Genomic DNA, 11743 nt, shown 5'->3' with positions numbered 1-11743 from the left:
ATATAATATGTCTGGTGGCGATAGCAGAGAGGTCACACCCGTTCCCATGCCGAACACGGAAGTTAAGTTCTCTAGCGCCGATGGTAGTTGGGACTTTGTCCCTGTGAGAGTAGGACGTTGCCAGGCTTTATAAGATTCCACAGTAGCTCAGTGGTAGAGCAATCGGCTGTTAACCGATCGGTCGTAGGTTCGAGTCCTACCTGTGGAGCCATTTGGAGAGCTGTCCGAGTGGCCGAAGGAGCACGATTGGAAATCGTGTAGGCGGTTAACGCTGTCTCAAGGGTTCAAATCCCTTGCTCTCCGCCATTTATTTATTAAATGGCCCGTTGGTCAAGTGGTTAAGACACCGCCCTTTCACGGCGGTAACACGGGTTCGAATCCCGTACGGGTCACCATTATTCTTATACATAGTTGGAGGATTAGCTCAGCTGGGAGAGCACCTGCCTTACAAGCAGGGGGTCGGCGGTTCGATCCCGTCATCCTCCACCATTTACATTCTTATTATCGCGGGGTGGAGCAGTCTGGTAGCTCGTCGGGCTCATAACCCGAAGGTCGCAGGTTCAAATCCTGTCCCCGCAACCAAAGTGGTCCCGTGGTGTAGCGGTTAACATGCCTGCCTGTCACGCAGGAGATCGCGGGTTCGATTCCCGTCGGGACCGCCATTATAAGAAGGCTCGGTAGCTCAGTTGGTAGAGCAAAGGACTGAAAATCCTTGTGTCGGCGGTTCGATTCCGTCCCGAGCCACCATCTTATGAAAACATGCCGGTGTAGCTCAACTGGTAGAGCAACTGACTTGTAATCAGTAGGTTGGGGGTTCAAGTCCTCTTGCCGGCACCATGTTTTTCTGGAGGGGTAGCGAAGTGGCTAAACGCGGCGGACTGTAAATCCGCTCCTTCGGGTTCGGCAGTTCGAATCTGCCCCCCTCCACCATCTTATAGGGGTATAGTTTAAAGGTAGAACTACGGTCTCCAAAACCGTCAGTGTGGGTTCGATTCCTACTACCCCTGCCAATTAATACGGCGATTGTGGCGAAGTGGTTAACGCATCGGATTGTGGTTCCGACATTCGTGGGTTCGATTCCCATCAGTCGCCCCATTTTTATTGGGCTATAGCCAAGCGGTAAGGCAACGGACTTTGACTCCGTCATGCGTTGGTTCGAATCCAGCTAGCCCAGCCATACAATATGCGGAAGTAGTTCAGTGGTAGAACACCACCTTGCCAAGGTGGGGGTCGCGAGTTCGAACCTCGTCTTCCGCTCCATATTCTGAATAAAGTGGCGGCATAGCCAAGTGGTAAGGCAGAGGTCTGCAAAACCTTTATCACCGGTTCAAATCCGGTTGCCGCCTCCATTATTCACAATAAGTCCTGCCGGGGTGGTGGAATTGGCAGACACACAGGACTTAAAATCCTGCGGTAGGTGACTACCGTGCCGGTTCAAGTCCGGCCCTCGGCACCATTTATATTATTTCTGCCTTTTTTTATTTTGCCAGTGTGGCGGAATTGGCAGACGCGCACGACTCAAAATCGTGTTCCTTCGGGAGTGTCGGTTCGACCCCGACCACTGGTATTAGTTTTTACATAAACGGTAATAAAGTCAAGACTTCAACATCTCTGTTGAAGTCTTTTTTGTTTTCTTTATTTACTCAACCGCTTAAATGTTATGGCAGGTTAAATAAAATTTGTAAATTAGTTAACAAAATGTAATTCATCTCTCTAGAAGTCGAGTCTGAAGAGGTGTACAATAAGTACTAAAGATTAAAGACTCATGCAGTAAGCATATTTCGCTGCTGAGGTGATAAGTTAGTGTGAAAGGGGATACATAGTTTTGAACGTAAATTATTTAGATTTACTGGCTAAGAAGTACGATACGGAAGAGAAAGTTGTCACGGAAATTATTAATCTAGAAGCAATTCTTAATTTACCAAAAGGAACAGAGCACTTTGTAAGTGATTTACACGGCGAGTATCAGGCCTTTCAGCACGTATTACGAAATGGGTCAGGAAACGTAAAAGAAAAGATTAAAGATTTATTTAAGGATACTTTATCTCAACAAGAAATCAATGAATTTGCGACGCTTGTTTACTATCCAGAAGAGAAGCTGAAGATTATCAAGGCAAACTTTACTCGCAAGCAAGAGCTACGTGATTGGTATACGACAATGATTAATCGCATGCTTGATTTAGTGTTGTATGCATCATCGAAGTATACACGTTCAAAGGTACGTAAAGCCCTACCGGAGCAGTTTGCTTATATCATTGAAGAGCTTTTATATAAAACAGATGAATTCACGAATAAAGAGCATTATTATCATAAAATTGTGCAGCAAATCATTTCGTTAGGACAAGCTGATAAACTTATCTCGGGACTGGCTTATACCATTCAGCGTTTGGTTGTCGATCATTTGCATGTCGTTGGAGATATTTACGATCGTGGTCCGGAGCCTGATAAAATCATGGAAACTCTTATTAACTATCATTCTGTCGATATTCAATGGGGAAACCATGACGTTCTTTGGATTGGAGCTTTTGCAGGTTCGAAAGTATGCTTAGCCAATATTGTTCGTATTTGTGCACGTTATAATAATTTAAATATTATTGAAGATGCGTATGGTATTAATTTACGACCACTGCTAAACTTAGCAGAAAAATATTATGAAGATAATCCTGCTTTCCGCCCAAAAGAAAATGTAGGTTCGCAGCTGTCTGAGCATGAGCGTTTACAGATTACAAAAATTCATCAGGCTATCGCAATGATTCAGTTTAAACTTGAAATGCCAATTATTAAAAGACGCCCTTATTTTAATATGTCAGAGCGACTCTTGCTTGAAAAAGTTAACTATGAAACAAATGAAATTACACTTGGAGATAAAACGTACCCTATTGAAAACGGATGCTTTGCAACTGTGAATCCTGAAAATCCACAAGAACTCTTAGAAGAAGAGGAGCAGGTTATTGAGAAATTATTGTTTTCAGTTCAACATTCTGAAAAATTAGCAAGACATATGAACTTTCTTATGAATAAAGGAAATCTTTATCTAAAATATAACGGTAACTTACTTATCCATGGGTGTATTCCTTTAGATGAAGAAGGAAATATGGAAAAGATGACGATTGAAGGCAAGTCTTATTCTGGTCGTCAGCTGTTAGATGTGTTTGAGCAATATTTACGCTCTGCTTTCGCCCATCCGGATCAGACGGATGATTTAGCAACTGATATGGTTTGGTATTTATGGACAGGTGAATATTCATCGTTATTTGGAAAACGAGCGATGACGACGTTTGAGCGCTATTTTATTAAAGAGAAAGCAACGCATAAAGAAAAGAAAAATCCATATTATTACCTTCGTGAAAAAGAGGATATGTGTCGTCGAATATTAGCTGATTTTGGGTTAAATCCAGACCATGGTCATATTATTAATGGTCACACGCCTGTGAAAGAAATAGAGGGTGAAAATCCTGTTAAAGCAAATGGCAGAATGATTGTCATTGATGGTGGATTTTCAAAAGCATATCAATCACAAACTGGAATTGCAGGATATACGTTATTGTCTAATTCTTACGGCATGCAGTTAGTTGCTCATAAGCACTTTAACTCTAAAAAAGATATCTTATTGGACGAAGCTGATGTACTATCCGTTAAGCGACTGGTTGATAAAGAGTTAGAAAGAAAAATGGTAAAAGAAACAAATGTAGGTGAACAGATATTAGAAGAAATTTCAGTTTTAAAAGCTTTAAGAGATTATCAATATAGCTAAGAAATGTGCTTTGCAAGATGGCTTGCAAAGCACATTTTTTATAGAAAATTAATAGTTCGTTAATATCTTCACATAAATTTAATAGAAGGGTTGCAATTCATGTCGAAAGATATTATAATTAACGTTGTTAAGAGATAATACAACTTTATCTGCGGGTGTAGTTTAATGGTAAAACCTCAGCCTTCCAAGCTGATGTCGTGGGTTCGATTCCCATCACCCGCTCCATACATATTGTGATCACAACGCAGTATCTTGTTTACCAAAAACAAGGTGTTGCGTTTTTTATATTTTTAGGGTTATAGTGAATGAAAAAAGACGTTTATCTATTATAGATAAACGTCTTTGTGATTAGTCGATAAGCGAGTAGGAAGCTTCTCCACCATGAATTTGTGTAAACATAGTGCTCAGAGACTCAGTTAGCTTTAAAGAGCTTTCATTGGATAGAGAAGGTTTTAAGAAGATGATTTGAAGTGCTTCAGATGTCTGTTCAGAAACAGGAGCTCGATTGGAGTCCACATAAGGGCTTCCGAACGGACCTTTTTCATCTGATAATACAATTTTATTGTGCAGAGATACTTCTCGACCATTAATTGCACGATAGCTTTCATCTTCATTCCCAAGACGTAACGAAATGTTTCCATTTAAACAGCTTTTATCGTAAATACCTAAAGGTACTTCGTATTGAAGAGAAAAGAAGTTATTTAAGTCTACAGCTGAATTAATGGTCGGCAAGTACGTTTGTTTTTGAATTCGACGAAATAATGCTTCAATTGAGGGACGATATTTGCTTGGATCCGTTCCAAACTCCTTAAACACGCTTCTCCATTCTTTAATTCCTTCAAAAGAAGTGATGGCTTTATCTTGTAAATCAAAATAAATTGATTCTTGAAAGAGTCGTAATCTGCCTTTTAACATTTGTGGAGCTTCGCTTACTTCAATATTTTGATACTGAATAATACCTAGTTTAATATCATTATTTTTTTCTTTGATTTCTGATGAAATGATAACGTTCATATAAAATACCACCTTTTCATTTGTAAGTTATGTATAGAGTAGAATTGTTCCAGTGAAAATGATAATAAAAGCAATTCTACGCATTGAATTTTAAAAGGAGAATAGCATAAATGGATTTTCAACAGTTAAAAAAAGAAGTAATTGCCTATAGTAAAGAGATAGGTATTGATAAAATTGGTTTTGCTAGTGCTTCAACATTTGAGACTTTAAAAGATCGCTTATTAAAACAACAAGAATTAGGCTACGCTTCAGGGTTTGAAGAACCTGATATTGAGAAACGCACGAATCCAACGCTCCTGGTTCCAAAAGCGAAGTCAATCATTGCCATTGCTCTTGCATATCCTTCTAAAATGCCTGGTGCACCAAGAAGTACAAAAGAAGATCGAAGAGGCATTTTTTGTCGTGCTTCTTGGGGACAAGATTATCATACCATTTTACGAGATAGGCTCCAAAAACTTGAATCGTTCTTAAAAGAAAAGGTTCAAGGAGTTGAAGTGAAATCTATGGTGGATACGGGTGAGCTATCTGACCGTGCCGTTGCTGAGCGAGCTGGGATAGGCTGGAGTGGAAAGAATTGCGCGATTATTACGCCGGAGTTTGGTTCATACGTCTATTTAGGTGAAATTGTTACGAATATACCATTTGAACCAGATCAGCCAATTGAAGATCAGTGCGGTACTTGTAATAAATGTGTTGAGGTATGTCCAACAGGTGCATTAGTCACAGGAGGACAGCTTAATTCTCAGCGCTGTATTGCATTTTTAACCCAAACAAAAGGTTTTTTGGCAGATGAATTTCGAGACAAAATTGGCAACCGCCTATACGGTTGTGATACGTGTCAAACGGTATGTCCTGAAAATAAAGGAAAAGACTTTCACTTTCATCCCGAAATGGAACCAGATCCTGAAATCGCAAAGCCGAAACTAAAGCCATTATTAACAATGAGCAATCGTGAGTTTAAAGAAAAATATGGTCATGTATCAGGCTCTTGGCGTGGAAAAAAACCAATTCAACGTAATGCAATTATCGCACTTGCTCATTTTAAAGATGAAACGGCTATACCTGATTTGATTAAAGTAATGAAAGAAGATGTGCGCCCTGTAATAAGAGGAACAGCAGCTTGGGCATTAGGGAAAATTGGCAACGACGAAGTGTTGCCTCTGCTGGAACAATTAAAAGAAAAAGAGTCAGATGAAGAAGCAAAGCAAGAATTTGAAAAAGGCATTGCCCTTTTAATAAAGTCATAGAAGTTGAAATTGTTGTGTTAAAAGGTAAGCTGTTCATCATAGCGTATAGTAAAAGCAGAGAAAAGTGGTGAACAGATGCTAGCAAAGAAAAATGTTCTATATACATTGATGAAAGCCAAAGCAAACGGCTACGTGAATCAAGTAATCAGCGAGGACTTTAAGCCTTTTATTGAACATGAATACGAGCTTAAGCAGTCTTTACTGAGAAAAAGAAAAGTAGAAGTTGTGAAGTGTACGGTTAAAGGAGCTATTCATAATGTTCAGAACGAAAACGAGGAAACAACTGTTACGTATCACGTACACAAACGATTTCTATGTAAGCAAGATGATTTATTTTATGTAGAAGAAGACGTAGAAGAGCGATGCGCATTATTTTATAAAGATACGCTTATTCATGATAAATTGCTTCCTATTCATATAGATGAAATAGATGAGTTAGAATTCATTATTGATGATAAGGAAGAGGTAGCTGATCGAAATGGATACTATAATCGTCTAGCAGCAGTACAGTATGCAGAAACATATTGGAATACGCCTAATCCAGCTTATAAATATTTTGAGGTAAACTGTACGAATTATATCTCTCAGTGTTTACGAGCAGGAAAAGCACCAATGAGGGGGCAACATAATCGAAGCAAAGGCTGGTGGCTTAGTAAAGATAATTGGAGCTATAGCTGGGCAGTGGCACACTCAATGCATAGTTATCTTCAAAGCTCAAAACAAGGACTGCGAGCCATTAAAAAAAGCTCAGTTAAAGAGCTAGCAATGGGAGATGTCATTTGCTATGATTTTGAAGGGGACGGCAGGTGGAACCACACGACAATTGTGGTGGCAAAGGATGCGGACGGGATGCCTTTAGTTAATGCTAATACGTATAATAGCCGCATGCGCTATTGGGCTTATGAGGATTCGACGGCCTATACACCAAATATAAAGTATGCTTTCTTCCACATTACCGATCAATAAATAGCTCTTTTGTTTTGAAAAGTTAATGGTATAATGATGAATAGATTTGTATTTAGAGGTGACTATTTTGGGACTACATGTTGTTTTATATCAACCAGAAATTCCAGCTAACACTGGTAATATTGCGAGAACTTGTGCAGCAACGAACACAACTTTACATTTAGTTCGTCCACTAGGCTTCTCTACGGATGATAAAATGTTAAAGCGCGCAGGCTTAGATTATTGGGATTATGTTGAGGTTGTTTATCATGATTCGCTAGAAGAAATTTTTGAAAAGTATCCAGAAGCAGCATTTTACTTCATTACCAAATTCGGAAAGAAGCCGCATTCATCATTTGACTATAGCAATGTGGAAAACGATCACTTCTTTGTGTTTGGGCGCGAAACAAGTGGCTTACCTGATGAAATTATTGAAGCGAATATGGATAGATGTTTGCGTTTGCCAATGACGAAAAACGTTCGTTCTTTAAATTTATCAAATACGGCAGCTATTTTAATTTATGAAGCACTACGACAACAAGAATATGGCGACTTATTAAGAGAAAATCCCCTTGATTAAGGGGATTTCTTTTTTTTACAAGGATGACTGTTCTATGTAGGTTAATCCTATTTGCGCTTTACTCCAGGCTTGTCATTGTATCCAGCCGTAAAAATTGCTGATAAAAAAGCAAGTGATACACCTAAAACTAATAGTAACCTCATCGATAGAGCCTCCTTTATTTTTCTTTCATGCTCCTACTAATTATTATAGCTAATTCACGGGATACTGTGAATCTTTAATGTAGACAAAATTCTGAATTTCTTAATTTAAAAAGCATGTTCAAACATTTTACTGCATAGATTGTATTAATCTTGTTCACTAGCACCAGAACTAGTAGGGGAGGTCCTTTAATGGATATATTAAAGAAAATTGAAAAATACCGTGAAGCAGAGAATCGACTTAAATGGGAAGGTACATTTGAAGAATATTTAAAACTAATTAAAGATGAGCCTTTAATTGCTCAGCCAGCGCATTCAAGGGTCTACAATATGATTAAAGATGCAGGAATTGAAGATGTCAATGGGAAAAAGCAATATAAATTTTTCAGTGAACAAATGTTTGGTCTAGAAGAATCGCTTGAAAGGCTGGTTGAAGAGTACTTCCATCCTGCAGCGAAACGGTTAGATGTCCGGAAGCGTATTTTATTACTTATGGGGCCAGTTAGTGGCGGGAAATCAACGCTTGTTACAATGCTAAAAAGAGGGTTAGAAGCGTATTCGTTAACGGATCGTGGAGCTGTTTATGCCATCAAAGGATGCCCAATGCATGAAGATCCGCTTCATTTAATTCCACATCATCTGCGTCGAGACTTCTATGAAGAGTACGGCATTCGAGTTGAAGGCAACTTATCACCTTTAAATACAATGAGATTAGAAGAAGAATATGGCGGCAGAATTGAAGACGTCATTGTAGAAAGAATCTTCTTCTCTGAAGATAAGCGTACGGGGATTGGTACATTCAGTCCATCTGATCCAAAGTCTCAGGATATTGCTGACTTAACAGGAAGCATCGACTTTTCAACTATTGCCGAATACGGATCAGAATCAGATCCACGGGCATATCGATTTGACGGAGAGCTAAATAAAGCCAACCGAGGAATGATGGAGTTCCAAGAGATGTTAAAGTGTGATGAAAAGTTTTTATGGCATCTACTATCTCTTACCCAAGAAGGGAACTTTAAAGCAGGACGATTTGCTTTAATTAGTGCAGATGAATTAATCGTCGCACATACAAATGAAACGGAGTATCGCTCCTTTATCTCGAATAAGAAAAATGAAGCCTTGCATTCACGTATTATTGTTATGCCGGTTCCATATAACTTAAAGGTTAGTGAAGAAGAGAAAATCTACGAAAAAATGATTCGAGAAAGTGACGTATCCGACGTGCATATCGCACCACATACGCTGCGCATTGCTTCCATCTTTACAACGCTAACCAGACTAAAAGAACCGAAAAAAGGCGATATTGATTTATTAAAGAAAATGAGATTATATGATGGCCAATCTGTTGAAGGCTATAATGATGCAGACGTGGAAGAGTTGAAGAAAGAACATTCGGATGAAGGCATGAGTGGAATCGATCCGCGTTATGTCATTAACCGAATTTCATCAACCATTATTCGAAAAGATATTAAATCAATTAATGCATTAGATGTATTGCGTTCGCTAAAAGAGGGATTAGATCAGCATGCATCCATTTCAGCTGAAGATCGTGAACGCTATTTAAACTACATTTCATTAGCACGTAAAGAATATGATGAAATCGCGAAAAAAGAAGTTCAAAAAGCATTTGTATATTCATATGAAGAATCAGCGAAAACGCTTATGGATAACTACTTGGATAACGTTGAAGCGTACTGCAATAAAAACAAGTTGCGCGATCCGTTAACAGGCGAAGAAATGAATCCAGATGAAAAGTTAATGCGCTCAATTGAAGAGCAAATTGGTATTTCGGAAAATGCGAAGAAAGCGTTCCGTGAAGAAATTTTGATCCGTATTTCTGCATATGCTCGCAAAGGGAAACGCTTTGACTATAATTCGCACGAGCGTTTACGTGAAGCTATTCAGAAAAAATTATTTGCAGATTTAAAAGATGTAGTGAAAATTACCACATCGACGAAAACGCCAGACGAACAGCAGCTGAAAAAAGTAAATGAGGTGGTTGCTCGCTTAATTGATGAGCACGGCTACAATTCAGTCTCAGCGAATGAACTTTTACGCTATGTAGGAAGCTTATTGAATCGATAAAGAATGATAAAAAAACATGGCACCGCTGATATGTGCCATGTTTTCTTTATCTTTTTATATTAGCAAAATAGGCATTTATCTCATTCACAGTAGATGCTTTTTCATATGATAGTGTACAGCCGGGCTTTTTAAAAGCCGAAGCTAAATTAATTAGCAAGTATATCATTTTAAGACATAGGATAGAATAAACAACCTTTCAAAAGCAGCTTGAACAAGGAGGGGAAATACGTGGGTAAAGAGATTGATAAGAGTTTTGCGATTTCCAAGGAAGACTGGTCCCTCCACCGTAAAGGTCATGACGATCAGAAGCGACACCAAGAAAAAATCCAAGAAGCGATAAAGAATAACTTACCGGATTTAATTACAGAAGAAAACATTGTCATGTCAAATGGGAGAGACGTTGTTAAGATTCCAATTCGTTCATTAGATGAGTACAGAATTCGCTACAACTATGATAAGAATAAACACGTGGGGCAAGGGGATGGTGAAAGCAAAGTAGGAGATGTTGTAGCCAGAGATGGATCTGGCGGTGATGGAAAAAAAGGTGCTGGTAAAGGTCAAGGCGCAGGTGATCAAGCAGGAGAAGATTACTTTGAAGCAGAAGTATCGCTTATGGAGCTACAAGAAGCACTGTTTGCACAGCTTGAATTGCCGAATTTACAGCGCAAAGAATCTGATAATATCGTTGTTGAACACATTGAATTTAATGATATTCGACGCACTGGCTTGATGGGGAATATTGATAAAAAGCGTACGATGATGTCTGCATATAAGCGCAATGCAATGACCGGAAAGCCTGCATTTCATCCTATTTTTCCTGAAGATTTAAAGTTTAAGACGTGGAATGAAGTGACAAAGCCTGAATCAAAAGCTGTTGTGCTTGCGATGATGGATACAAGTGGATCTATGGGAATTTGGGAAAAGTATATGGCGAGAAGCTTTTTCTTTTGGATGACTCGCTTTTTACGAACAAAGTACGAAACTGTTGAAATTGAATTTATTGCCCATCATACAGAAGCCAAAGTTGTTTCAGAAGAAGACTTTTTCTCTAAAGGAGAAAGCGGGGGAACTATTTGTTCATCTGCTTATCGTAAAGCGCTTGAATTGATTAACAAAAAGTACGATCCTAGCCGTTATAATATTTATCCATTTCATTTTTCAGATGGCGACAATTTAACATCCGATAATGCAAGATGCGTTAAGCTTGTAAATGAACTAATGAAGGTTTCAAATATGTTTGGATATGGAGAAGTAAATCAATATAATCGTCATTCAACTTTAATGTCTGCGTATAAGAACATTGAGGATGAACAGTTCCGCCATTTTATTCTTAAGCAAAAAGCAGATGTATTTCATGCGATGAAAAGCTTTTTTAGAAAAGAACCAGAAGGAACAAAATATGCATAGGTATCACTTAAGAAGCCGCTTCTATACGAGAAGAGGCTTTTTTTAATTGACAGCTAGATATCTCTATTATATATTTTATCTAGTTAAACTGTTTAAGTTAATAAACTAGAGGTGGAGAGATGAAACAAGCAGATAATTTAAAAGAAGCTATTTCATTATTTAATGAAGTCAATAACCATTTAATGAACACGCATTTTTCTTCATTGAATAATGATATTACGCCGAAGCAGTTCATTATTCTGAAGTCAGTTTATGAAATGCAGCCTGTAAATGTGCAAACGATTGCGAAAAAGTATCATTTATCCATGAGTTCAGTTAGTCAGCTCATTACAAAGCTTGAAAAAGAAAATTATCTACATCGAGAGCTTAACCCCGAAAATCGTCGAGAAATTTTGTTAACGCTTGGGCCTAAAGGACAGGAGTATTTTAATGAGTATGAGCGAATTGACCAACTCATTATAGAACAATACTATTCTCGTCTATCTCTGCAAGAAACACAGCAGCTAAGAGAGATTGCCAATAAGCTTTATGAAGTTGTAATGGGAGAAACAAACGCTAAATGAATGCG

The 11743-nt window shown here is 38.4% G+C and carries 8 protein-coding genes, 17 tRNA genes and 1 rRNA gene; 25 read left to right on the top strand and 1 reads right to left on the bottom strand.

The window, feature by feature from the left end; translation table 11 throughout:
• Positions 1 to 10 precede the first annotated feature (10 nt).
• From rrf to EPL02_RS19875, 19 genes are all read left to right on the top strand, one after another.
• Positions 11 to 126 (top strand): 5S ribosomal RNA (rrf, locus tag EPL02_RS19965).
• Between the two features lie 10 nt (positions 127 to 136).
• A tRNA-Asn gene (locus EPL02_RS19960) sits at positions 137 to 211 on the top strand.
• Between the two features lie 3 nt (positions 212 to 214).
• Positions 215 to 306: transfer RNA gene (locus EPL02_RS19955), tRNA-Ser, on the top strand.
• A gap of 14 nt (positions 307 to 320) precedes the next feature.
• Positions 321 to 395, top strand: a tRNA-Glu gene (locus tag EPL02_RS19950).
• Positions 396 to 413: 18 nt separating this feature from the next.
• Positions 414 to 489 (top strand) — tRNA-Val (locus EPL02_RS19945).
• Between the two features lie 16 nt (positions 490 to 505).
• Positions 506 to 582 (top strand) — tRNA-Met (locus tag EPL02_RS19940).
• Between the two features lie 4 nt (positions 583 to 586).
• Positions 587 to 662 (top strand) — tRNA-Asp (locus tag EPL02_RS19935).
• Positions 663 to 671: 9 nt separating this feature from the next.
• Positions 672 to 747: transfer RNA gene (locus EPL02_RS19930), tRNA-Phe, on the top strand.
• Between the two features lie 14 nt (positions 748 to 761).
• Positions 762 to 837, top strand: a tRNA-Thr gene (locus tag EPL02_RS19925).
• 9 nt (positions 838 to 846) lie between these two features.
• Positions 847 to 930, top strand: a tRNA-Tyr gene (locus tag EPL02_RS19920).
• Between the two features lie 6 nt (positions 931 to 936).
• Positions 937 to 1010 (top strand) — tRNA-Trp (locus tag EPL02_RS19915).
• Between the two features lie 9 nt (positions 1011 to 1019).
• Positions 1020 to 1095 (top strand) — tRNA-His (locus EPL02_RS19910).
• Positions 1096 to 1102: 7 nt separating this feature from the next.
• Positions 1103 to 1177, top strand: a tRNA-Gln gene (locus EPL02_RS19905).
• A gap of 8 nt (positions 1178 to 1185) precedes the next feature.
• Positions 1186 to 1260, top strand: a tRNA-Gly gene (locus EPL02_RS19900).
• A 15-nt stretch (positions 1261 to 1275) separates the two neighbouring features.
• A tRNA-Cys gene (locus tag EPL02_RS19895) sits at positions 1276 to 1349 on the top strand.
• 18 nt (positions 1350 to 1367) lie between these two features.
• A tRNA-Leu gene (locus EPL02_RS19890) sits at positions 1368 to 1456 on the top strand.
• A gap of 29 nt (positions 1457 to 1485) precedes the next feature.
• A tRNA-Leu gene (locus tag EPL02_RS19885) sits at positions 1486 to 1567 on the top strand.
• A 258-nt stretch (positions 1568 to 1825) separates the two neighbouring features.
• Positions 1826 to 3754, top strand: coding sequence for a fructose-1,6-bisphosphatase (locus EPL02_RS19880; RefSeq protein WP_131888563.1), 1929 nt, complete (start codon positions 1826 to 1828; stop codon positions 3752 to 3754).
• A 151-nt stretch (positions 3755 to 3905) separates the two neighbouring features.
• Positions 3906 to 3979 (top strand) — tRNA-Gly (locus EPL02_RS19875).
• A gap of 123 nt (positions 3980 to 4102) precedes the next feature.
• Here EPL02_RS19875 and EPL02_RS19870 read toward each other — a convergent pair.
• Positions 4103 to 4768 (bottom strand): B3/B4 domain-containing protein, encoded by a 666-nt coding sequence (locus tag EPL02_RS19870; RefSeq protein ID WP_131888562.1) that lies wholly within the window; start codon positions 4766 to 4768, stop codon positions 4103 to 4105.
• A 110-nt stretch (positions 4769 to 4878) separates the two neighbouring features.
• Between EPL02_RS19870 and queG the strand changes: the two genes are divergently transcribed.
• The 6 genes from queG to EPL02_RS19840 all read left to right on the top strand — a co-directional run bounded on the left by queG (position 4879) and on the right by EPL02_RS19840 (position 11738).
• Complete coding sequence (queG, locus tag EPL02_RS19865) at positions 4879 to 6015, top strand: tRNA epoxyqueuosine(34) reductase QueG (RefSeq protein ID WP_131888561.1); 1137 nt, start codon at positions 4879 to 4881, stop codon at positions 6013 to 6015.
• Between the two features lie 75 nt (positions 6016 to 6090).
• On the top strand, positions 6091 to 6981 hold the full coding sequence (locus EPL02_RS19860) for an amidase domain-containing protein (RefSeq protein WP_131888560.1): 891 nt from the start codon (positions 6091 to 6093) through the stop codon (positions 6979 to 6981).
• A 58-nt stretch (positions 6982 to 7039) separates the two neighbouring features.
• Positions 7040 to 7540 (top strand): tRNA (uridine(34)/cytosine(34)/5-carboxymethylaminomethyluridine(34)-2'-O)-methyltransferase TrmL, encoded by a 501-nt coding sequence (gene trmL / locus EPL02_RS19855; protein ID WP_094912732.1) that lies wholly within the window; start codon positions 7040 to 7042, stop codon positions 7538 to 7540.
• A 332-nt stretch (positions 7541 to 7872) separates the two neighbouring features.
• Positions 7873 to 9768, top strand: coding sequence for a PrkA family serine protein kinase (locus EPL02_RS19850; RefSeq protein WP_094912629.1), 1896 nt, complete (start codon positions 7873 to 7875; stop codon positions 9766 to 9768).
• 228 nt (positions 9769 to 9996) lie between these two features.
• Positions 9997 to 11175 carry a sporulation protein YhbH gene (gene yhbH, locus EPL02_RS19845; protein WP_131888559.1) on the top strand — a complete coding sequence of 393 codons (1179 nt, stop codon included), beginning with the start codon at positions 9997 to 9999 and terminating at the stop codon, positions 11173 to 11175.
• Positions 11176 to 11294: 119 nt separating this feature from the next.
• A complete protein-coding gene (locus EPL02_RS19840; protein WP_094912630.1) occupies positions 11295 to 11738 on the top strand; it encodes a MarR family winged helix-turn-helix transcriptional regulator in 444 nt (147 codons plus the stop codon).
• Positions 11739 to 11743: the final 5 nt, after the last annotated feature.

It is taken from the genome of Bacillus sp. CBEL-1 (assembly GCF_004348885.1).
Classification (GTDB): domain Bacteria; phylum Bacillota; class Bacilli; order Bacillales; family Bacillaceae_H; genus Priestia; species Priestia aryabhattai_A.
The sequence above is the reverse complement of the archived record's forward strand: the minus strand, read 5'-3'. Positions and strand labels throughout refer to the sequence as shown.

What these genes read in the sequence shown, in the direction of transcription:
- EPL02_RS19870 (WP_131888562.1), bottom strand. Translation starts at nt 4,768, where the DNA reads ATGAACGTTATCATTTCATCAGAAATCAAAGAAAAAAATAATGATATT.
- queG (WP_131888561.1), top strand. Translation starts at nt 4,879, where the DNA reads ATGGATTTTCAACAGTTAAAAAAAGAAGTAATTGCCTATAGTAAAGAG.
- EPL02_RS19860 (WP_131888560.1), top strand. Translation starts at nt 6,091, where the DNA reads ATGCTAGCAAAGAAAAATGTTCTATATACATTGATGAAAGCCAAAGCA.
- EPL02_RS19850 (WP_094912629.1), top strand. Translation starts at nt 7,873, where the DNA reads ATGGATATATTAAAGAAAATTGAAAAATACCGTGAAGCAGAGAATCGA.
- EPL02_RS19840 (WP_094912630.1), top strand. Translation starts at nt 11,295, where the DNA reads ATGAAACAAGCAGATAATTTAAAAGAAGCTATTTCATTATTTAATGAA.